Origin of the sequence: Flavisolibacter nicotianae, assembly GCF_003628535.1 — a bacterium.
GTDB classification, from domain to species: domain Bacteria; phylum Bacteroidota; class Bacteroidia; order Chitinophagales; family Chitinophagaceae; genus Flavisolibacter; species Flavisolibacter nicotianae.
In genome coordinates this window covers 365,504-387,103 of record NZ_RBCI01000003.1, presented here as the reverse complement: position 1 = coordinate 387,103, position 21,600 = coordinate 365,504, and the positions used below count along the sequence as shown (strand labels likewise).

Genomic DNA, 21,600 nt, shown 5'->3' with positions numbered 1-21,600 from the left:
GTGAGACGAAAAACAAATCCAGCCTTGAAAATAGACCATTTGCAAATAAAAAAAGGAGCAAGAATTTTCTTGCTCCTTAATTGCTTATTGCCGATTGCAAAATTGCGAATTGGATTTACTCTTCGTCATCGAAAGACATGGCTTCGCGGGCTGTTTGCAGCAATTCGTATTCTTCCTTGCTACCCACGATCATGTTTTCGAAATCACGCAGACCCGTACCGGCCGGGATCAGGTGACCGGTGATCACGTTCTCTTTCAGGCCAAGCATGTCGTCTGTCTTACCCTGGATGGCGGCAGAAGACAAGACCTTGGTTGTTTCCTGGAACGATGCGGCGGAGATCCAGCTTTGTACACCCAACGATGCTTTGGTGATACCCAGCAAGGTCGGTTGTGACGTTGCCGGTTTTGCATCGCGGTACTCCACCAGCTTCTTGTCGTTCCGGCGAAGAATGGAATTCTCTTCCCGCAGTTCACGCAGTGTCACGATCTGGCCTGCTCTCATGCGAGTGCTTTCGCCAGGCTCGGTCACTACCTTCTTGTCGAAGATGTGATCGTTCTCGTCGATGAACTCAAACTTATCGGTCAGATCTTCTTCCAGGAACTTCGTATCACCCGGGTCAACGATCGACACCTTGCGCATCATCTGGCGAACGATTACCTCGATGTGCTTGTCGTTGATCCGCACACCCTGTAAGCGGTATACTTCCTGGATCTCGTTCACGACGTACTGCTGTACGGCGAACGGTCCCTGGATTTGAAGGATATCGCCAGGAGCGATCTGACCGTCAGACAAGGCCGATCCGGCTTTAATAAAGTCGCCGTCCTGCGCCAGGATCTGGCGGGTCAGCGGCACCAGGTATTTGCGGGTTACACCATCTTTTGCTTCAACGATGATCTCGCGGTTACCACGCTTCACTGCACCCATTGTCACCACACCATCGATCTCAGAAACGATCGCGGGGTTCGACGGGTTACGGGCTTCGAACAATTCGGTTACACGTGGCAGACCACCCGTGATGTCACGCAACTTGCCCAGCACACGTGGAATTTTCACGAGCACCTGGCCGGCTCTCACTTCTTCGCCTTCATCAACGACGATGTGGCTACCGGTTGGCATGTTGTAGGACTTGCGGTCTTTTCCTTCAACGATGATGGACGGGATCTTTGTTTTATCGCGGGTTTCGATAACCACTTTCTCGCGGTGACCGGTTTGTTCGTCAGCTTCTTCACGGAACGTGATACCTTCCAGGACATTCTCAAACTTCAGTGTACCGTTGATCTCTGCGATGATCACGTTGTTGAACGGATCCCATGTGCAAATCACATCGCCTTTCTTGATCTGCTGGCCATCCTTCACCTGCAGGGTAGAACCGTAAGGAATGTTGTTGGTGATCAGCAAACGGTCGTTCTTCTGGTCCATGATCCGTACTTCACCTGTACGACCGATCACGATTTGAACCTGATCGCCTTCGTTGTTGGTAGAAGGTACAGAACGAACACCGTCGAACTGGATCGTACCGTCGAATTTCGCAACCAGTGTTGATTCTACAGCTGCAGAACCAGCCACACCACCCACGTGGAAGGTACGCAGGGTCAGCTGGGTACCAGGCTCACCGATTGACTGGGCTGCGATGATACCAACGGCATCACCTTTCTGCGCCATGTAACCGGTTGCCAGGTTTTTACCATAACACTTCACACAGGTACCACGCTTGCTTTCGCAGGTCAGTACGGAGCGGATCTCAACGGTTTCAATGCCGGCATCTTCGATGCGCTTGGCAATGGTTTCGGTGATTTCTTCACCGGCAGCAATCAGCAGTTCTTCCGATTGCGGATCGTACACATCGTGCAACGAGGTACGGCCTTCAATACGGTCGGCCAGCGGCTCGATGATGTCTTCGTTATCTTTCAGGGCAGAAGTGGCGATACCACGCAGGGTTCCGCAATCTTCTTCTGTAATCACAACGTCTTGTGCAACGTCTACCAGACGACGGGTAAGGTAACCGGCATCCGCTGTTTTAAGGGCGGTATCGGCCAGACCTTTCCGGGCACCGTGGGTAGAGATAAAGTAATCCAATACGTTCAATCCGCCTTTGAAGTTGGAAAGGATCGGGTTTTCGATGATTTCCGAACCAGTTGAACCGGACTTCCGCGGCTTGGCCATCAGACCCCTGATACCGGCCAGCTGCTTAATCTGCTGTTTGGAACCACGGGCGCCTGAGTCAAGCATCATGAACACGGAGTTGAAACCTTGTTTATCAGTTGCCAGGTCACGGATCAACGTCTCGGTAATCCGCGTATCCACACGTGACCAGATGTCAACGATCTGGTTGTACCGTTCGTTGTTCGTGATCAGACCCATGTTGTAGTTCTCCCACACTTCCTCAACTTCACCTTTGGCGTTTTCCACCAGTTCCTGCTTGATTTCAGGAATGATCAGGTCATTGATAGAGAAGGACAAACCACCACGGAAGGCCATGCGGAAACCAAGCTGCTTGATATCATCAAGGAACTTCGCCGTCTTTGGAATGTTCGTGATATTGATGATATCACCAATGATTTCCCGCAGGTTTTTCTTCGTCAACAAGGCGTTGACAAAACCCACTTCTTTGGGTACAAACTGGTTGAAGATGACACGGCCAACGGTTGTATCAAGCAACTTGTTGGTAAGCGTGCCGTCATCGTTCCGAACGTTTGTTTTCACCTTGATGTGCGCATGCAGATCAATGCGGTTTTCGTTGTAGGCGATGATCACCTCTTCGGTGCTGTAGAAGGCTTTTCCTTCGCCACGAACCTTTACGTCAGCAGTTGATTTTTTCCCTTTCGAGATGTAGTACAGTCCCAGTACCATGTCCTGTGAAGGCAGGGTGATGGGCGTACCGTTCTGCGGGTTCAGGATGTTGTGTGAAGCCAGCATCAGCAATTGCGCTTCCAGGATCGCCGCGTTGCTCAGGGGCACGTGCACGGCCATTTGGTCACCGTCGAAGTCGGCGTTGAACGCAGACGTTACGAGCGGGTGCAACTGGATGGCTTTACCTTCTACTAATTTGGGCTGGAAGGCCTGGATAGACAAACGGTGCAGCGTTGGGGCACGGTTCAGCATCACCGGGTGACCTTTCAGAATATTTTCAAGGATATCCCAAACCACAGCTTCTTTTTTGTCGACCAGTTTACGGGCAGACTTCACTGTTTTGACGATACCTCTTTCAATGAGTTTGCGAATGATAAACGGCTTGAACAATTCCGCCGCCATGTCTTTCGGCAGACCGCACTCGTAAAGCTTCAGTTCAGGACCTACCACGATCACCGAACGACCGGAATAGTCCACACGCTTACCGAGCAGGTTCTGACGGAAACGGCCTTGTTTACCTTTCAGTACATCAGACAACGACTTCAACGCACGGCCACCTTCAGCTTTAACTGCGTTTGATTTACGAGAGTTATCAAACAAGCTATCAACGGCTTCCTGCAGCATACGCTTTTCGTTACGCAGGATCACCTCCGGTGCTTTGATCTCCAGCAAACGCTTCAGGCGGTTGTTACGGATGATCACACGACGATACAAATCGTTCAGGTCAGAAGAGGCAAAACGGCCACCATCCAGCGGAACCAGCGGACGCAGTTCCGGCGGAATGACAGGGATGTATTGCATTACCATCCACTCGGGACGGTTGCTGATTCTCGTTTGTGCATCACGGAAAGCTTCTACAACAGACAGGCGCTTCAGGGCATCTGCTTTCCGCTGTTGCGACGTTTCGGTGGCAGCGGCATTGCGCAGGTCGTACGACAACTGGTCGAGGTCAATACGGGCCAGCAGATCATGAACCGCTTCGGCACCCATCTTGGCGATGAACTTGTTCGGATCTTCGTCGGGCAGGTACTGGTTTTCTTTTGGCAAAGCATCCAGGATGTCGAGGTACTCTTCTTCTGTCAGCAGGTCGCCAAAGTTTTGTCCTTTGTCGGCACGCAGACCGGGTTGGATCACCACGAAACGCTCATAGTACACGATGCTTTCCAGTTTCTTGGAACTCATGCCGAGCAGGTAACCGATTTTATTCGGCAGGGATTTGAAATACCAAATGTGTACAACGGGTACAACCAGTTTGATATGTCCCATGCGTTCGCGGCGCACTTTCTTCTCAGTTACTTCCACACCGCAACGGTCGCAAACAATGCCTTTGTAACGAATGCGCTTGTACTTACCGCAGGCACATTCGTAATCTTTTACAGGACCAAAAATCCGCTCGCAGAACAAACCGTCTCTTTCCGGCTTGTACGTACGATAGTTGATGGTTTCAGGCTTAAGGATCTCACCGAAGCTTTTCTCCAAAATGCTGTCGGGTGAAGCCAGACCAATCGTAATCTTGGAAAACGATGGTCTTGGACGATTGTCTCTTTTATTAAAAGCCATGTTTAAATATTTCTGATTTGAAGAGTTTTTTGAAAAGTGAAACGTGAGAAGTGAGACGTGAAACAACGGAGTTTTTCTCACGTTTGTCGTTTCACGCCTCACGTCAAATTATTCATCGAATTTCAGGTCCAGACCAAGGCCTCTCAATTCATGAACCAGTACGTTGAATGATTCAGGAATGCCGGCACGCGGAATGTTGTCACCTTTCACAATTGCTTCGTATGTTTTTGCACGACCGATGATGTCATCCGACTTGATGGTTAACAGTTCCTGCAGGATGTTGGATGCACCGTAAGCTTCCAGGGCCCACACCTCCATCTCACCGAAACGCTGACCACCGAACTGCGCCTTACCACCCAACGGTTGCTGTGTGATCAAGCTGTATGGTCCGATGCTCCTTGCGTGCATCTTATCATCCACCATGTGGTGCAGTTTGATGATGTAGATAACACCCACGGTTGCTTTCTGGTCGAAGCGATCGCCGGTTTCACCATCGTACAGGTAGGTGTGACCAAACATCGGGATACCGGCCTGCTCGCAGAACTTCGCGATATCTTCTGTTGAAGCACCATCAAAGATTGGCGTGGCAAACTTCTCGCCCAGTTGCATACCGGCCCAACCCAGAACCGTTTCATAGATCTGTCCGAGGTTCATACGGGACGGTACACCCAGCGGGTTCAGCACGATATCAACCGGTGTTCCGTCTTCCAGGAACGGCATGTCTTCGGCACGAACGATCTTTGCAACGATCCCTTTGTTACCGTGGCGACCGGCCATCTTATCACCCACCTTCAGCTTCCGCTTCACAGCCAGGTAAACTTTGGCCAGCTTCAACACACCGGCAGGTAATTCGTCACCGATAGAGATGTTGAATTTTTCCCGCTTGTAACGGCCCAGTTCTTCGTTGTACTTGATGCTGTAGTTGTGCAGGAGAATGTTGATCTGCTCATCAATTTTTGCATCACCGGTCCAGCCCAGGGGGTTCACGTTCTGGTAGTCGATGCTTGCCAGATTCTTTTGCGTGAACTTGGCGCCTTTGCCGATCAGTATTTCACCAAAGTTGTTGCTCACACCTGCGGAGTTTTTCTCCTTCAACAGGGTTTGCAGTTTGTCGAGCAACACTTCCATCAACTCACTCACTTTCTTCTCGTGGTCTCTTTCCTGCTTTTCCAGAGCGGCTTTCTCACGAACCTTGGCGTTCTTGTCTTTCTTTGCACGCTGGAACAGTTTCTTGTTGATCACCACACCTTCCACACCGTTCGGTGCTTTCAGCGAAGCGTCTTTTGCATCACCGGCTTTGTCACCGAAGATGGCACGCAAGAGCTTTTCTTCCGGTGTCGGATCAGACTCACCTTTTGGTGTGATCTTACCGATCAGGATATCGCCTTCCTTGATCTGGGCACCGATACGGATGATACCGTTCTCGTCCAGGTCGCGGGTTGCTTCTTCCGAAACGTTCGGGATATCCGGTGTCAACTCTTCTTCACCCAATTTGGTATCACGTACTTCCAGTTCATATTCGGAAATGTGAACGGAAGTAAACATATCTTCTTTGACAACTCTTTCAGAGATTACGATGGCATCCTCGAAGTTGTAACCTTTCCACGGCATGAAGGCCACTTTCAGGTTTTTACCAAGCGCCAGTTCCCCGTCTTTGGTCGCGTAACCTTCGGTTAAGAAATCACCGTCTTTCACACGCTGGCCTTTCTTCACAGCAGGCTTCAGGTTGATCGACGTTTCCTGGTTGGTTTTGATGAATTTGGTCAACCGGTAGATCACCAGGTCATCTTCAAAAGAAACCAAACGCTGCTCGTCGTTACGGTTGTAGCGAACATGAATTTCGTTGGCATCTACGAACTCAACTACGCCTTCACCGTCAGCATGAATTTGAATACGGGCATCACGGGCAGCCTTGCCTTCCAGGCCTGTACCAACAACCGGTACATCCGGACGCAACAGCGGCACCGCCTGACGTTGCATGTTCGAACCCATCAGGGCACGGTTGGCATCATCATGCTCGAGGAAGGGAATCAGCGAGGCCGACAAACCAACGATCTGGTTCGGGGCTACGTCCATGTATTCCACTTCTTCTTTGCCAAGGATCGGGAAGTCGCCTGTTTCGCGGCTCACAATTTTATCTTCAACGAAATTGCCTTTCTCATCCAGAGGCGTATTGGCCTGGGCAATCTTCGCCGTGTCTTCTTCTTCGGCACTCAGGAACGTGAGTTGCTTCATGTCCACTTTACCGTCTTTTACTTTGCGGTAAGGCGTTTCAATAAAGCCCATTTCGTTAATGGCAGCGTGTACGCAAAGCGTAGAGATCAGACCAATGTTTGGTCCTTCCGGCGTTTCAATCGTACACAGACGACCGTAGTGCGAGTAGTGTACGTCACGTACCTCGAAACCGGCTCTTTCGCGGCTCAGACCACCAGGTCCGAGAGCGGAGATACGACGCTTGTGCGTGATCTCAGAAAGCGGGTTTGTCTGGTCGAGGAACTGTGACAATTGTGATGTACCGAAGAACGAATTGATCACACTCGACAGTGTTCTTGCATTGATCAGATCAACCGGCGTGAACACCTCGTTGTCACGAACGTTCATTCTTTCACGGATGGTACGGGCCATACGGGCCAGCCCCACACCGAACTGCGCATACAGTTGCTCGCCCACTGTACGAACACGGCGGTTCGACAGGTGATCGATATCATCGATCTCCGCCTTACCGTTCGTCAGGCGAACCAGGTATTTGATGATTAAAATGATGTCTTCTTTGGTCAGCGTTTTCTGCTCTTTCTCTGCATTCAGACCCAGCTTACGGTTGATCTTGTAGCGACCCACTTCACCGAGGTCGTAACGCTTGTCCGAGAAGAACAATTTATCGATGATCCCTCTTGCCGTTTCGTTATCCGGCGCATCTGCACCGCGCAACTGGCGATAGATCACCTGAACCGCTTCCAGTTCAGAGTTAGAAGTATCCTTATTTAAGGTATTGTAGATAATGGCATAGTCACCACCGACGTCTTCTTTCTGGATAAAGACGGATTTGATATCCATGTCGGCGATGGTTTCGATCGCCTCTTCGTCCAGCACGCTGTCACGCTCCAATACAACTTCATTCCGCTCGATCGACACCACTTCACCGGTATCTTCATCCACGAAGTCTTCTACCCAGCTACGGAGAACGCGGGCTGCCAAACGACGGCCAACATATTTTTCAAGGTCTTTTTTGTTGCCGGGAACTTCATCGGCCATGCCGAACAGTTCCAGGATGTCTTTATCGGTTTCATACCCGATAGAACGGAGAAGGGTCGTTACAGGGAACTTTTTCTTCCGGTCGATGTAGGCATACATCACGTTGTTGATGTCGGTCGCGAATTCCATCCACGCACCTTTGAACGGGATCACCCTTGCCGAGTAGATCTTTGTTCCGTTGGGGTGGATTGACTGACCGAAGAATACACCCGGCGAACGATGCAACTGGGAAACTACGACACGCTCCGCACCGTTGATCACGAAGGTACCGCGGGGCGTCATGTACGGAATGTTTCCGAGGAAAACGTCCTGAACGATAGTCTGGAAGTCGATATGCTCTTCGTCGTTACAGCTCAGGCGAAGCTTTGCTTTCAGGGGAACAGCATACGTAAGACCACGCTCCATACACTCTTCGATGGTGTAGCGGGGCGGATCAATAAAATAATCGAGAAACTCCAGCACGAAAATGTTGCGGGTGTCGGTGATGGGGAAATTTTCCTTGAACACACGGAACAAACCTTCTACATTTCGTTTGTCGGGAGTGGTTTCGAGCTGGAAGAATTCCTTGAACGATTGGATCTGAACCGCGAGAAGATCAGGGGTTTCGGCAAGATTTCCAATTTTTCCGAAATTGATCCTTTGATTCGTTGTTGTAGACATATATTACAAACCGGTTTTTAGTTCTGACGCAGCAAAAGCTTCCCAAGCCCCTATTTCTCTTCGAAATAAACGCTTGAAAATGAGGAATTTAATTCAGAATTTGCGACGTCAAAATTGTTTTTGGCCAAAACTAAAGGACAGCAAAAGTAATTATTTATCGTTCACGAGCAAGTTTTTATCGCCAACAAAGATTGCGCCATAAATATTTTTGTATTTTCTTAATAGATGGTAACTTTTTACCATGTCTACCAAAACCTGGCTGCAGGACCTTTTTACCTTTACGAAGAAGGACCGGATCTTTGCCATTTTTATCGTTGCCGTTATTGCTGGCAGTCTTTTTCTTCCGCGTTTTCTTGCTCCCACCGACCAACCGTTTGCCCTGCGGCAGGACAGTGTCCTGGTGATGGCGATCGACACCTTGCAGCACCGGCAGGCGAAAAAGCCGTTGTACCGGCGGGAAGAAAACACCCGTTCGCTCTCCTACGAACCGTCTTCCAACAAACGGTTTACGGCCGGCGAATTATTTGAATTCGATCCCAACACCATTTCACTTCAGGATTGGCAGCGGATGGGGCTCAACGACAGAACAAGCAAAACCATCATCAATTATATCAGCAAAGGCGGCCGATTTTACAGGCCGGAAGACCTTCAAAAGATTTGGGGAATGCCGCAGGGGTTCTACGAACGGGTAAAAGACTATATCACGATCACGTCGGTCCAGCGGAAGGAATACCCGAAATATGAAAACGGCAATTTTAAAAAAGAGCAGGGCGAGCGAAAGCCAATTGTGATCAATATCAACGAAGCCGACACAACGGCTTTGATTGCCCTACCGGGAATTGGAAGCCGGCTATCCGCACGGATCATTTCGTTCCGGGAAAAACTGGGTGGATTTTATTCAGTCGATCAAATTGGCGAAACCTACGGATTGCCCGACAGCACGTTTCAAACAATCAAAGGCAGGCTGCAGGTGGACGAGGCGGGCATCCGGAAAATCAACCTGAATACAGCAACAAAGGACGAATTGAAAGTACATCCCTATATCCGCTGGAATTTAGCCAATGCGATCGTTGAGTACAGAAACCAGCATGGTGGGTTCAAAACCTTGGAAGAACTCAAAAATATCGTGTTGATCGACGAGGCAACCTTCCTGAAACTTTCGCATTACCTGGGATTGTAGTCCCAGGCAAAATCTTTTGAGCATCCGGTCATCCGCTGCTAATTTCCCCTTATGAAAAAACTTTTCTTTCTATTGACTTGCTTTCTCGCACTGGCCGCTTCAGCACAAATCACGTATCCCGACAGCCAGACAGATGGGAAATACATAACCGTGAACGGTGCCAGACTTTGGGTGGTCACCGTTGGGAAAGGCGACCCACTGATCCTGATTTCCGGCGGACCCGGTGGCGCACATGTCGGACTTCGCCGGTTTGATACCCTTGCCAGCCACTATATGCTCATTTATTTTGATGCCTTTGGAAGAGGCAAATCCGATACGGCAAAGAACGTGAAAGACTATACCATCGAAAGAGACATCGAAGACATTGAAGGTTTGCGAACGGCCCTGCATCTCGATAAAATCAATGTTCTCGGTCATTCGTATGGCGGTGTAGTCGCACAGGGCTATGCCGTGAAATATCCGCAACATGTTAAGCACCTGGTCCTGGCCAATACGTTTCACTCGTTTGTGATGTGGCAGGAAAACGACGACAACAGCAACCATGAAATTAAAACCAACTACCCGGAAGTATGGGACAGCCTGACGCGCATCCGGGAGAAAGGCGCTGTTTCAAGCGATGCATTGCACCAGGAAATCTACGGGCAGGTGCCCTATGGCTTTCTGTATGCCTACAACCCGGACAACTTCCGGAGCAGGGGCGCAAAGCCTTATCCCAACGCAATGAATACAAAACTTTACTACCAAATGGTGGGCAAGGATGGCGATTTTATTGTAGGCAACGACATCGGCAATTTTGATTTTCGCCAGCAATTAAAAAACCTGCCAATGCCGGTTTTAATTTATGGCGGACGCTACGACCGTGTGGCCGTACCGCGGATGATGGTGAAGTACAAAGATTATTGTCCGCAGGCCCGCTTTGTGATGTTTGAACACTCGGGCCATAACCCACAGGTGGAAGAACCGCAGGCCCTTTTTGCCTTGCTGAACAATTTTCTTGGCCGGTAAGAAAACAGAAGAGCCCTGCAAATGCAGGGCTCTTGATTTTATCGGAAGTAGTTGAATTAAGCAATTTCAACGTCAGCACCAGCTTCTTTCAGCTTGTTCGCGATGTCGTCAGCGGTAGCTTTATCAACACCTTCTTTTACAGGCTTCGGAGCGCCGTCTACCAGGTCTTTTGCTTCTTTCAGACCCAAACCAGTCAGATCTTTTACAATCTTCACGACGTTCAGTTTAGAAGCACCTGCGGATTTCAGAATAACATTGAAAGATGTTTTTTCTTCAGCAGCAGGAGCAGCACCACCGGCAGCAGGACCAGCTACAACAGTTGCAGCAGCGGGCTCAATGCCGTATTCTGATTTTAAGAAATCAGCCAGTTCCTGTACTTCTTTTACAGTAAGGCCTACTAATTGTTCTGCAAGATTTTTAACGTCTGCCATTTTGATTAAATTTTTTCCCCCTTCATGGTTTTAAACTCCGGAGGATGGTTTAAAAAAATTTGCCTTAATTAACCCTCAGGCCTGGGCTTTTATAAGAAGCTTTGAGCTGTTCGCCTCAAGCTGCAAGACTCATTGAACAAATTGCACTTTAGGTCTTGCGGCTAAAAGCTTGCGGCTTGCAGCGATTCTCTCTTATTCTGCCGCCGGTGCTTCTGCAGAGGCACCTTCAGCTTGCTTTTCGTGATGGTGCAGCAAGGCAGCCAGTACACGCTTCGCAGGTGATTGCAACAAGCCGATCACTTCGCCGATCAATTCGTTCTTCGTCTTGATCTTTGTCAGTGTTTCCAGGTTGTTGTCGCCGGTGTAGATATCACCGTTGATAAAGGCTGCTTTCAGTTCAGGCTTCTCTCCTTTGCTGTCGGTACGGAAAGAAGAAATGATCAGTGCAGGCTCTTTTGGATTTTCAGAAAACAACAGGGCTGTTACATTGTTCAGCGAGTCAAACACGCCATTGTAGCTCTCGTTGTTAAACGATTCCAGCGCTTTTTTGATCAAGGTGTTTTTGGCAACACGCATTTCAACATTCTTGCTGAAACAAGCGCGGCGCAATTTGCTGACCTGGTCTACGGACAGCGATTCTGTATTGGTAACATAGAAGTTGTTGTACTGAGAAAATTTCTCTTTCAACTCTCCTATGATCTCATTTTTTTGTTCTTTGGTCATGATAATAAGTTTTTATCCCACGTAAGGATTAGTGAACAAAAGATTTTGTGTCGATAGCAATACCAGGGCTCATGGTCGCAGCCATTGTCAACCCTTTCAGGTACGTACCTTTTGCGGTTGCAGGCTTTGCCTTGATCAGGGCATTGATCAGTTCCTGAGCGTTGCCGGCGATTTTCTCGGGGCTGAAAGAAACACGGCCGATCGAAGCGTGGATGATACCCGCTTTGTCTACCTTAAATGCAATCTTACCACCTTTTACTTCGTTCACTGCAGACGCTACATCGTTTGTAACGGTACCTGTTTTCGGGTTCGGCATCAGGTTACGGGGACCGAGAATTTTACCCAGACGACCGATTTTCGGCATCACGGCCGGTGTTGCAACAATCACGTCAACATCTGTCCAGCCACCTTCAATCTTTTGTACAAACTCGTCTAAACCTACGTAGTCGGCACCAGCGCCTTTGGCAGCGGCTTCCTGCTCGGGGCCGCAAAGCACCAATACACGTTTTGTTTTACCAGTACCATGCGGGAGGGTTACCGTACCGCGGATCGCCTGGTCAGCTTTTTTGGGATCAACGCCCAAGCGGATATGCAAATCAACAGACGCATCGAACTTCGTGGTGTTGATCTCTTTTACCAATGCAGACGCATCTTTCAAAGAGTAAGCTTTGTTCGCATCAACTTTTGCGTTTGCTGCTTTTCTTTTTTTAGGAATGAATGCCATTTTGAAATTCTTTTAAAGTGTTCGAGATTATTTTTTCAACGGTGATTCACCTTCTACAGTCAATCCCATGCTGCGGGCCGTACCGGCGACCATGCTCATGGCGCTTTCCAGGGTAAAGGCATTAAGGTCGGGCATCTTGTCTTTAGCGATCTCTTCGATCTGTGCCCAGGTTACCTTGCCCACCTTCTGGCGGTTAGGCTCTTTTGAACCACTTTGAATTTTCGCGGCATCCTTAAGCTGAACGGCTGCTGGAGGAGTTTTGATAATAAAGTCGAACGACTTATCGGAGTAAACAGTCAACAAAACAGGAAGCACTTTGCCCATTTTGTCTTGAGTCCTTGCGTTGAATTGCTTGCAGAATTCCATGATGTTAACACCTTTGGAACCCAACGCCGGACCAATCGGAGGTGCAGGGTTGGCCTGGCCACCCTTGCACTGAAGCTTTACATAGCCAGTGATTTCTTTTGCCATTTTTCTTCTGATTTATTGGTTCAAGCGACTTTTCGGTTATCTACTCAGTCTCCCAAATTCCTCAATTTTCACACAGAGTGAATTTCTAAAGAACTGTTTGGGGTCGCAAATCTAGGGTATCTTTTTTAATTTGAAAAGAAAACGATGCCTCTGCGGGCTGATTTAGGAATCCAATAAGATTTGAAGGGCCGCAAATCCAACGCGGTTTAGCACCTATTTTTGCCCCCCTGTCAGAATCTCACTTTTGAACGTCCAAACAGCAACGAATGAAACTTGCGTTTATCCGGTACAGTAAAATCATTTTTATCTACCTGCGGCTGCACAAGCTGCTCAATCCCTTCTCTTCCCTCTTCCTGAACCTGTACTGCATGACCAAGCTTTCTGACCTGGTGGCCAGGAGCAAACCGGAGGTGCACAACGATTTCCCGTCGAAATGGGACTACCAAAAACGCTATCAACTTTACAAACGGGTGATCGAAAAAGAAGGTCTGGCCGGTGAAGCCATCAATTACATGGAGTTTGGCGTGGCGGCCGGTCATTCGTTTCGCTTTTTTTTACAGGAAAATCAAAACCCGCAAAGCCGGTTTTATGGGTTCGATACCTTTACCGGCCTCCCCGAAGACTGGGGTCCCTTCAAAAAAGGGTCATTTTCCAACGAAAACCAGATACCGGTTATCCAGGACGAACGCGGAAAGTTTTACCAGGGATTGTTTCAGCAGACCATCCACCGCTTTTTACCGGAACTGGACAACAGCCGTCGCAACGTACTGATGTTGGACGCGGACATCTATTCCGCCACGCTATATGCCCTCACCAGCCTCGCTCCTTTTCTCAAAAAGGGCGACCTGATCTTTTTCGACGAGTTTGCCGTTCCGACCCACGAGTTTAAGGCTTTCCTGGACTTTGTACAGGCGTACTACATCAACCTGGAAATGATCGCGGCGGCCAACAATTATTACTTCTCTATTTTCAAAGTCGTCTGACAGGCTTGCCAAAAAGACGAACGGCCACAGCTATTTCTTGCCTTTTCTGAAATTCAGGTAATCGAGGTAATAAATGATTTTGATGGACAAATTGTTGTTCTGGGGCTCTGCCAGTGTCCGGTCGAAATTTTTGAAATAGCTCCGGTCAATCGCATTATCAGCCAGGAAACTGGCGTCTTTCCAAACAATATTGATAAAGCTGCCGGGAGCGAACTGCAGCGTGTACACCGCATCAATGTTGAAGATATTTACGCTCTGGTTTTCCAATCCCACGGATGAATGCATCGTTGGGGCAAGCGAACCGTCTTGTGCCAGGTCATACAATTGCTTTACATGCACTTTGCTCCAATAGTGCCGTGCCCTGAATGTCACGCCTGACCGGTTATTAAAATTGAACTTGGCCGAAAGCACATTTTCGATGGTCTTCAAATCCCGCCGGGAAAAGAGAATATCGTCCAGGATTGGTTTCCCACCGGGATCGAGAATTTGATTCCCATTCACATCTTGGCGGTAATAGTTGTTGTAATAGCCGGCATCATTGGTAGCCGGGTAATAGGACAAGGAATGGGTCAGGGAAAATTTATCGCTGAAGCGGTAGCGGTGCGAGACGTCCAACTGGTGGTTTGGACTATTGAACAAGCTTCGCACCCCCAGAAAATAGTTGACCGAAACCGCGTATTTTTTGGCATAATTAGTTTCGAACCAGGTACTGAACTGGCGGCGCTCGGGGGCACGGAACGAGTAACCGGTATTGCGTGGCTCGTAGAAATCGTTGCCGGCCGGAGAATACCCGAAATAAATACCGACGAACCAAAGGTTTTTCAACTGCGCATTTGCATTGATATTGGTATTGAATCGTTGAAACTCGCTGTTGATCTTCTGACCCTGCACTTTCTTGTACAACATGCTGTAATAGGCGTTGTAGTTAACCTGTATCCGGTTGTACCAGCTGCCCGGCGTAATCCAACGGTAGCCGGTCCAGAAATAATGGTCGATGTAATTGTTGTTAAAGAGAATGCCCATGTCGTTGATGTTGTACTTGTCATCGGCAAGCTCTTCCCCGAGCTGGAAACGAAGGCTGCCACCGGTTTTACCAACGCTTACATTATGGGAATAACCTGTGGCTGCTGGCGCAACCGGCGAGGCGGTGAGTTGACTGAGCGAGAATTTTCCGTACACATTGTACGTATTCTTCTTGTTATTTAAATTAACAAGGGCAGCGCTGACATTGGCGTCATAATCGGCACCGCTGCGCAGGACGTTGGTATTGATAAACGACACCGACGAGTTATTCTTTAAGGTTTGATCCAGTACGACGATATTATAATTGGTGAGCGGTGAAGTTTCCACTTGCCGGTTTGGTTTTCCATTTTCACCAATTTCGGCATACATGGGTTTGGTGATCGCGTTGAAAAAACCAATACCCAACCCTTTTTGTGTCCGTCCCGAAATTTTGGTCGCGTTGATCAACTTCGATTCCGTTGGATTCTTTTCCACCGTTTCGTCCGCTCCCAATTGATTATACACATCCCAATAATGAAGGGGCTGGCCACCGATGCGCCTTGAATAAAAAAGATTTCCCTTATTGAACAACTCGGTGCCCTCTGTAAAGAAGGCGCGGTTTTCATTGTATTTGACCTCGAAGGGCGACAGGTTCAACACGCGGTTATCGCTCTGCACCTGGCCGAAATCTGGGATCAGGGTCATATCCAGCGTAAAGGCATTGCTGATCCCGTACTTCACGTCCATACCGCCATTGAACGAGGAGGTAAAATCTTTTACACCTTCTGTTTTGTTGGGGTAATGATTGACATAAGCCGACAGGTAGGGAGAAAAGGAAAGCCGCACTGGTGCTTCAATTTTACCTAGGCCGGTCCAGTCGCCTTCCTGGTTGATAAAGCCGTTTACGTTAGGGTCGATCGGGTTCCACATGTATTGCTGACCGGTTTTGTTGCGGCGACGGGTAATGTTCAACCCCCACGTCTGGTTGTCTCGGCTAACAAAGCGAAGTGCAGAATAAGGAATGCGCATTTCAAAACTCCAACCGTCCGCATGAATTTTTGCTTCGCTGTCCCACACGGCATTCCAGGAAGGATCTTCCTCGTTATTGCCGGTATTGGAATACTTGGCATCGAACTGTTCGCCATAAGGCGTCACATAAAAGCCTGAAGCATTGATTTTGTCATGATAGGTGTCCAGGATAACACCAACGAAATCATTCACCCCCACAACATCCCTTCCCACCAGCTCTCGTGAAATGCTGTCTTTTGTCCGCTCGTAGCAATAGCCACCGACATACACCGACGTATTATCGTATAACAGGTAAACAATTGTCCTGTTTGCTGAATCTTCGGCTTTGCCGGCTGTGGGCCGCCACTCGATAAAATCCTTTGCCGGAACCGCCTCTTTCCAGGCCGGTTCATCAAGATTGCCATCAATTTTTAGCGAAGCGGTTGTTCGCTTTGCCGGAACCGATTTAGCAATTTTCTGTTGAGCGGCAAGTGGTAGTGTAAACGCAAGGAGAAGCAAAAAAATAGTTGTACGCATTGGTTGTGGTTTGGCGCCGGCATCCCGTTCAACGAAGTTATACGTAGCAAGTGTTCAAATAGTTACCGCTTATCAAAAACAAAATCTACCAAGGTGAATTATGTTTTCATTAACGCCGGTACCAATTTCATTTGAATGCCTTCATTGCATCGCCAGGTTTCCTAAGGCCTGCTTCCGCCATCTCTTTTAGCTGGTAGAAAATCACCTTCGCATTCATATTTCCGTCGAAAAAACAGAACACCGAATCAACAGCATGCTGATCCATTTGCGAAGCGTATGAAAAATAGACGGTTCTCGCATGCGGCATTGTATCAAGGTCATGATTTTGCCCGTTGACAAAAAGTAATAGGAAGGAATTTGATAGGAGATGCCGGAGGGCTTTGTGACTGTATCGGATCGGTAGGAAAACATCCGGTTTTTGATTGCCACAGGAAACCGCACGGCTTTGCCCCTGTATTGAAGTGAAGCGTTCCTGATAACCGTTGCGGCCACAGCCACCGGCTGTCTATAGCCGGGAAAGCCTTGTACTGCAAGGGAATGATCAGCGCAGCATAGACAAGTCGCAATAACATTACCCCTGCAAGAAGTTGCCAGATTCTGGCCACCGGGTAGCGCAGGTACATCTATAAAACTAAAGACCGGGGCCGGGCATAAAAAAAGCTGGTCCAATTGAACCAGCTTTTAAAAATAAATCTCTGTTCTAATACAATCAGCTCAGCTTTTCTACCTGCATGTAGTTCAGCTCTACTGGTGTGGAACGACCGAAGATTTTTACAGTCACCTTTAATTTCTTCTTTTCGTCATTTACTTCTTCAATCACCCCGTTAAAGTCATTGAACGGCCCTTCAATGATCTTGATGGTTTCGCCAACGATGAATGGCTCGCTCATGCTCACCCCACCCGCTTCGGCCATTTCGTCCATCTTGCCAAGCATCTTGTTCACTTCTGCCTTGCGCAGGGCAATGGGATTTTCCTTACCAAGAAAGTGAATGACGTTGGATGTATTCTTAATAATTTCTTTCAGGTCGTCGCTGAGTTTTCCTTCGGCAATTTCAATCATCACATAGCCGGGATAGTAGTTGCGCTCCCGCATCACCTTCTTCCCGTTCTGGACCTTGTAAACTTTTTCCACCGGGAGAAATACCTGCTTCACAACATGTCCCCAGCCGCCGCGGGAAACTTCCTTGTCGAGGTATTCTTTTACCTTTTTTTCTTTACCACTTACCACACGCAGCACATACCACTTGGTTTCCTGCTGTTGCGGCTCTTGTGTATTTTGTGCTGTTGATTCCATTCTTAGAAAATTTTGTAGATAAATTTCAGGCCGGTAGCCGAAATAAGATCCATAATCGCCACAACAGCCGTGATCAGAAGGGTCGCAGCCAGCACAATCATGGTCGACTGCTGCAATTGCAGCCAGTTGGGCCAGGTCACTTTTTCCGTCAATTCTTTGTACGATTCGCGGAAGTAAATTGAAATCTTGTTCATAAAATCGTTCGTGGTTTATTACGTTCGAAGTTCGAGGCTGGGTTCAAAAAAATTGAACATCACACCTCGAACTTCGAACTTTTTATTTGCACGGGCAGAGAGATTCGAACTCCCATCAACGGTTTTGGAGACCGCTATTCTGCCATTGAACTATGCCCGTAGAACGCTAAGAGCTACTAGCAGCGCTAATAGCTCTTAGCAATATGGAGCAAATATAGGATTATTTGCCCTGCCTTTCGGCCAATAGCTAAAAGCTAAAGGCAAAAAGCTTATTTCAGAATTTCAGTTACCTGACCGGCACCAACTGTACGACCACCTTCGCGGATGGCGAACTTCAAACCTTTCTCCATCGCGATCGGCTGGATCAGTTTTACAGTCAGGTTCGTGTTATCACCAGGCATTACCATCTCCGTTCCAGCAGGCAGTTCAACCTCACCGGTAACGTCCGTTGTACGGAAGTAGAACTGAGGACGGTATTTCTGGAAGAATGGCGTGTGACGTCCACCTTCTTCTTTGCTCAGTACATAAACCTCGCCTTTGAAGTCAGTGTGCGGCGTGATCGAACCCGGCTTACAGATAACCATACCGCGGCGGATTTGCGTTTTTTCAATACCGCGCAACAGCAGACCTGCGTTGTCACCAGCTTCCCCTTCATCCAACAGTTTGCGGAACATTTCCACACCTGTACAAGTAGAAGTCAGCGGAGCATCCATCAGACCAACGATCTCAACAGGCTCACCAACTTTGATACGACCTCTTTCGATACGGCCGGTAGCAACGGTACCACGACCGGTGATTGAGAAGACGTCCTCTACAGACATCAGGAACGGCAGATCCACCGGACGAGGAGGCAGCGGAATGTAGGCATCAACCGCATCCATCAGCTCTTCTACTTTTGCAACCCATTTTGCTTCACCAGCCAGGGCACCTGTAGCAGAACCTTGAATGATCGGCGTATTGTCACCGTCGAAACCGTAAGAGCTGAGCAGGTCGCGGATTTCCATCTCAACCAGTTCCAGCAGCTCGGGGTCGTCAACTAAGTCAACTTTGTTCATGAATACCACGATGCGAGGTACACCTACCTGGCGGGCCAGCAGGATGTGCTCTTTTGTTTGCGGCATAGGACCATCGGTAGCAGCCACAACCAAGATAGCACCGTCCATTTGCGCAGCACCGGTAATCATGTTCTTTACGTAGTCAGCGTGACCAGGACAGTCAACGTGTGCATAGTGACGGCTGGCTGTTTGGTACTCTACGTGTGCAGTGTTAATGGTGATACCACGCTCTTTTTCTTCCGGAGCACCATCAATTTCATCGTATTTTTTTGCTTCTGCTAAACCCTTCTGAGACAGAATGGAGGTAATAGCAGCAGTCAAAGTGGTTTTACCATGGTCAACGTGACCGATGGTACCAACGTTAACGTGGGGTTTATCCCGCTTAAAACTTTCTTTTGCCATCTTATCGGTTTTTAGTTGTGGAGTTTTTGTTTTTGTTTGCTTCCGACGAACCAACTAACAGCTCGAAGGAAAATTTTTATGTTGCCGGCAACAGGATGTCGATTGAAATTCTGTTGCGTCGCACACTTCTACATTTTGTTCGCTTTGCAGCGAAACCGTAAACTGCAAAATGCCAAACGTTCCCTGAAGTTTCCCTCATTCACGCTTGACCGGTTACCATTCACGACTTGAGCCGTTATGGGGAATTGAACCCCAGACCTCTTCCTTACCAAGGAAGTGCTCTACCACTGAGCTACAACGGCGTACCTCAGTTGGCAGTGATCAGTTGGCAGTTGGCACTGCAGATTCAACAACTGCAAGCTGCTAACTGCAGACTGCAAACTGAAAGGGAGCGGGAGACGAGGCTCGAACTCGCCACCTATAGCTTGGAAGGCTATCGCTCTACCAAATGAGCTACTCCCGCTTGTTCAATATGCAAAAAGCCAAGAGGCAATTTGCAAATCAAAGAACTTGTTTATCTGCCAATTGCCTGTCGGCAAGTGGCCCTGTGGGCAGGAGTGGATTCGAACCACTGAAGTCGAAGACAGCGGATTTACAGTCCGCCCCATTTGGCCGCTCTGGAACCTGCCCGCCTCTATTTAAAATTTAAAAGTGACAATTAAATACGTGGAAAACCGCAATATTAAATCTTATCGCTTAAATAGTAAATAGGCCTGAGCCACTTGTCGGAGTCGAACCAACGACCTACTGATTACAAATCAGTTGCTCTACCAGCTGAGCTAAAGTGGCGTGTTTTATTGATCCTTTGAAAGAGCTCCCTTGTTTTTCGGGATGGCAAAGGTAATGGAAAATGAATATCAGCAAAATGGAAACAAAAAATTTTTCAGCAAAGGGCAAAAAAAATCCTGCCCGAAGGCAGGATTTATCAATTTTTTAAGCGGCTTGTCTTTCTTTTTTCTTTTTTATCTGTTGAACAACTGCATTGAAAGCTTCTTCAAATGAAACTTCAAACGACTTGCTGGTTGACTTTACAAAAAAATCAGCCCGTGGCACATGCACCCGTATCTCTGCAATTTTATCCTTAATCTGATGTTTTACATTGTCCAGATTAAGAATTACATCCACTTTGATAATCCGGTCGTGATACTGATTCAGTTTCTCCAATTTCTTGGTAATAAAATCCACCAATTTTCGGTCCGCATCAAAGTGAAGCGCTTGAACATGTACGATCATAGTATTGGTTTTATCTGTGAAAAAATAAGTCAAAGAACAATTTCCGGTAGGACTATGAAGGTACTCTTTCAACCTATTTCGCCAAAGAAAAAAAGCAAAAATATTTCGTGATTTCCATCACAATTTTCAGGCCTTTGGATGCGCATTTTTGTAAATGCTTTTTAGCTTTTCGATCGTGTTGTGTGTATAGACCTGCGTAGCGGCGAGGCTGCTGTGTCCGAGCAGCTCTTTTACGGCATTCAGGTCGGCGCCATTATTGGTGAGATGGGTGGCAAAGGTGTGGCGCAGGACGTGGGGGCTCCGCTTTTGAATGGTCGTAACAAGGGTCAGGTAATGGCGGACGGAGGCGTAAACCGAACGCGGCGACACGGGTTTTCCTTTCTTCGTCACAAATAAGGCGCCAGCACCAGCTTCCACTTCCGCTTTTTTCCTGTGCAGGTACGCCTGCAATTCGTCTTTCAGCGTAGCATTCATGGGAATGATGCGCTCCTTGTTGCCCTTGCCAAGCACTTTGATGGTGCACTTTGAAAAATCGATACTGCTCTCACTAAGGCCCAGCGCTTCGCTTAATCGCATCCCCGTCTGGTAAAAAAGCTGCAGCAGCAGGCGTTCCGTGGCCCCTTTCCAGGTGTCGGGAAATTCCACGTGGTCAAACAGCGTCTGGATATCCTTGTCCGCAACAAAATTCGGCAGCCGCTTTTCACTTTTCGGGGCGATGACTTTCGCCATCGGCGTTTGCCGGATAGTGCCGGTCTTTACCTGGTACTTGAAAAAAGACTTGAGGGTGGAAATTTTGCGGTTAATGGTCTTTGCCGACAGGCCGCCGTCCTTCAGCGAAGCCAGCCAACTGCGAACCAGGGTGTGGGTGATCTGTGGCAGTTCCGTATCGCCATATTGCACTACCAAAAAGTCGAAAAAAGCAACCAGGTCCGTTTCATAGGAAAGCAAGGTGTGGCGGGAATAACGCTTCTCAAACTTGAGGTAATCGAGAAAGGGCTGTAGTAGGAGGTGGTGGCTTTCCATAAAAAACAATAG

Annotated in this window: 15 protein-coding genes and 5 tRNA genes; 3 read left to right on the top strand and 17 right to left on the bottom strand. The window is 48.3% G+C overall.

Annotated elements, in window-relative coordinates:
• Window positions 1-115 precede the first annotated feature (115 nt).
• The gene (gene rpoC, locus D6024_RS10080) at window positions 116-4,411 is read right to left on the bottom strand and encodes a DNA-directed RNA polymerase subunit beta' (protein WP_121354471.1); all 4,296 of its coding nucleotides are present in this window, start codon (window positions 4,409-4,411) and stop codon (window positions 116-118) included.
• A 108-nt stretch (window positions 4,412-4,519) separates the two neighbouring features.
• Entirely contained in the window at window positions 4,520-8,323 is a 3,804-nt protein-coding gene (rpoB, locus tag D6024_RS10075; RefSeq protein WP_121354470.1) for a DNA-directed RNA polymerase subunit beta, read from the bottom strand.
• 241 nt (window positions 8,324-8,564) lie between these two features.
• On the opposite strand from rpoB, the gene D6024_RS10070 reads away from it, so the two are divergent.
• Together D6024_RS10070 and D6024_RS10065 are read left to right on the top strand one after the other, a co-directional pair.
• Window positions 8,565-9,503 carry a ComEA family DNA-binding protein gene (locus tag D6024_RS10070; RefSeq protein WP_121354469.1) on the top strand — a complete coding sequence of 313 codons (939 nt, stop codon included), beginning with the start codon at window positions 8,565-8,567 and terminating at the stop codon, window positions 9,501-9,503.
• Between the two features lie 51 nt (window positions 9,504-9,554).
• A complete protein-coding gene (locus D6024_RS10065) occupies window positions 9,555-10,508 on the top strand; it encodes an alpha/beta fold hydrolase (RefSeq protein WP_121354468.1) in 954 nt (317 codons plus the stop codon).
• 56 nt (window positions 10,509-10,564) lie between these two features.
• Here D6024_RS10065 and rplL read toward each other — a convergent pair whose 3' ends face one another.
• From rplL to rplK, 4 genes are all read right to left on the bottom strand, one after another.
• A complete protein-coding gene (rplL, locus tag D6024_RS10060; RefSeq protein ID WP_121354467.1) occupies window positions 10,565-10,939 on the bottom strand; it encodes a 50S ribosomal protein L7/L12 in 375 nt (124 codons plus the stop codon).
• Window positions 10,940-11,131: 192 nt separating this feature from the next.
• Window positions 11,132-11,662, bottom strand: a complete 531-nt coding sequence (rplJ, locus tag D6024_RS10055) for a 50S ribosomal protein L10 (protein ID WP_121354466.1) — start codon at window positions 11,660-11,662, stop codon at window positions 11,132-11,134.
• A 28-nt stretch (window positions 11,663-11,690) separates the two neighbouring features.
• Window positions 11,691-12,386: a 50S ribosomal protein L1 gene (gene rplA / locus D6024_RS10050; RefSeq protein ID WP_121354465.1), complete on the bottom strand. Its 696-nt coding sequence runs from the start codon at window positions 12,384-12,386 to the stop codon at window positions 11,691-11,693.
• Window positions 12,387-12,413: 27 nt separating this feature from the next.
• On the bottom strand, window positions 12,414-12,857 hold the full coding sequence (gene rplK, locus D6024_RS10045; protein WP_121354464.1) for a 50S ribosomal protein L11: 444 nt from the start codon (window positions 12,855-12,857) through the stop codon (window positions 12,414-12,416).
• 266 nt (window positions 12,858-13,123) lie between these two features.
• Here rplK and D6024_RS10040 point away from each other — a divergent pair, with 266 nt between their 5' ends.
• Window positions 13,124-13,840 (top strand): class I SAM-dependent methyltransferase, encoded by a 717-nt coding sequence (locus tag D6024_RS10040; protein ID WP_121354463.1) that lies wholly within the window; start codon window positions 13,124-13,126, stop codon window positions 13,838-13,840.
• Window positions 13,841-13,870: 30 nt separating this feature from the next.
• On the opposite strand, the gene D6024_RS10035 is transcribed toward D6024_RS10040, so the two are convergent.
• The 11 genes from D6024_RS10035 to D6024_RS09980 all read right to left on the bottom strand — a co-directional run bounded on the left by D6024_RS10035 (window position 13,871) and on the right by D6024_RS09980 (window position 21,588).
• Window positions 13,871-16,387 carry a DUF5916 domain-containing protein gene (locus D6024_RS10035; protein ID WP_121354462.1) on the bottom strand — a complete coding sequence of 839 codons (2,517 nt, stop codon included), beginning with the start codon at window positions 16,385-16,387 and terminating at the stop codon, window positions 13,871-13,873.
• Window positions 16,388-17,096: 709 nt separating this feature from the next.
• The gene (gene nusG / locus D6024_RS10025) at window positions 17,097-17,681 is read right to left on the bottom strand and encodes a transcription termination/antitermination protein NusG (protein ID WP_121354460.1); all 585 of its coding nucleotides are present in this window, start codon (window positions 17,679-17,681) and stop codon (window positions 17,097-17,099) included.
• 2 nt (window positions 17,682-17,683) lie between these two features.
• Window positions 17,684-17,875, bottom strand: a complete 192-nt coding sequence (secE, locus tag D6024_RS10020; RefSeq protein WP_121354459.1) for a preprotein translocase subunit SecE — start codon at window positions 17,873-17,875, stop codon at window positions 17,684-17,686.
• Window positions 17,876-17,964: 89 nt separating this feature from the next.
• Window positions 17,965-18,035, bottom strand: a tRNA-Trp gene (locus tag D6024_RS10015).
• Between the two features lie 109 nt (window positions 18,036-18,144).
• Window positions 18,145-19,332, bottom strand: coding sequence for an elongation factor Tu (gene tuf, locus D6024_RS10010; protein ID WP_121354458.1), 1,188 nt, complete (start codon window positions 19,330-19,332; stop codon window positions 18,145-18,147).
• Between the two features lie 230 nt (window positions 19,333-19,562).
• Window positions 19,563-19,634: transfer RNA gene (locus D6024_RS10005), tRNA-Thr, on the bottom strand.
• Between the two features lie 88 nt (window positions 19,635-19,722).
• Window positions 19,723-19,795 (bottom strand) — tRNA-Gly (locus D6024_RS10000).
• Between the two features lie 85 nt (window positions 19,796-19,880).
• Window positions 19,881-19,962 (bottom strand) — tRNA-Tyr (locus D6024_RS09995).
• 86 nt (window positions 19,963-20,048) lie between these two features.
• Window positions 20,049-20,121 (bottom strand) — tRNA-Thr (locus D6024_RS09990).
• A 144-nt stretch (window positions 20,122-20,265) separates the two neighbouring features.
• Entirely contained in the window at window positions 20,266-20,565 is a 300-nt protein-coding gene (locus D6024_RS09985; protein ID WP_121354457.1) for an HPF/RaiA family ribosome-associated protein, read from the bottom strand.
• A gap of 126 nt (window positions 20,566-20,691) precedes the next feature.
• Window positions 20,692-21,588: a tyrosine-type recombinase/integrase gene (locus D6024_RS09980; protein ID WP_121354456.1), complete on the bottom strand. Its 897-nt coding sequence runs from the start codon at window positions 21,586-21,588 to the stop codon at window positions 20,692-20,694.
• Window positions 21,589-21,600 lie beyond the last annotated feature (12 nt).

What these genes read in the sequence shown, in the direction of transcription:
- rpoC (WP_121354471.1), bottom strand. Translation starts at nt 4,411, where the DNA reads ATGGCTTTTAATAAAAGAGACAATCGTCCAAGACCATCGTTTTCCAAG.
- rpoB (WP_121354470.1), bottom strand. Translation starts at nt 8,323, where the DNA reads ATGTCTACAACAACGAATCAAAGGATCAATTTCGGAAAAATTGGAAAT.
- D6024_RS10070 (WP_121354469.1), top strand. Translation starts at nt 8,565, where the DNA reads ATGTCTACCAAAACCTGGCTGCAGGACCTTTTTACCTTTACGAAGAAG.
- D6024_RS10065 (WP_121354468.1), top strand. Translation starts at nt 9,555, where the DNA reads ATGAAAAAACTTTTCTTTCTATTGACTTGCTTTCTCGCACTGGCCGCT.
- rplL (WP_121354467.1), bottom strand. Translation starts at nt 10,939, where the DNA reads ATGGCAGACGTTAAAAATCTTGCAGAACAATTAGTAGGCCTTACTGTA.
- rplJ (WP_121354466.1), bottom strand. Translation starts at nt 11,662, where the DNA reads ATGACCAAAGAACAAAAAAATGAGATCATAGGAGAGTTGAAAGAGAAA.
- rplA (WP_121354465.1), bottom strand. Translation starts at nt 12,386, where the DNA reads ATGGCATTCATTCCTAAAAAAAGAAAAGCAGCAAACGCAAAAGTTGAT.
- rplK (WP_121354464.1), bottom strand. Translation starts at nt 12,857, where the DNA reads ATGGCAAAAGAAATCACTGGCTATGTAAAGCTTCAGTGCAAGGGTGGC.
- D6024_RS10040 (WP_121354463.1), top strand. Translation starts at nt 13,124, where the DNA reads ATGAAACTTGCGTTTATCCGGTACAGTAAAATCATTTTTATCTACCTG.
- D6024_RS10035 (WP_121354462.1), bottom strand. Translation starts at nt 16,387, where the DNA reads ATGCGTACAACTATTTTTTTGCTTCTCCTTGCGTTTACACTACCACTT.
- nusG (WP_121354460.1), bottom strand. Translation starts at nt 17,681, where the DNA reads ATGGAATCAACAGCACAAAATACACAAGAGCCGCAACAGCAGGAAACC.
- secE (WP_121354459.1), bottom strand. Translation starts at nt 17,875, where the DNA reads ATGAACAAGATTTCAATTTACTTCCGCGAATCGTACAAAGAATTGACG.
- tuf (WP_121354458.1), bottom strand. Translation starts at nt 19,332, where the DNA reads ATGGCAAAAGAAAGTTTTAAGCGGGATAAACCCCACGTTAACGTTGGT.
- D6024_RS09985 (WP_121354457.1), bottom strand. Translation starts at nt 20,565, where the DNA reads ATGATCGTACATGTTCAAGCGCTTCACTTTGATGCGGACCGAAAATTG.
- D6024_RS09980 (WP_121354456.1), bottom strand. Translation starts at nt 21,588, where the DNA reads ATGGAAAGCCACCACCTCCTACTACAGCCCTTTCTCGATTACCTCAAG.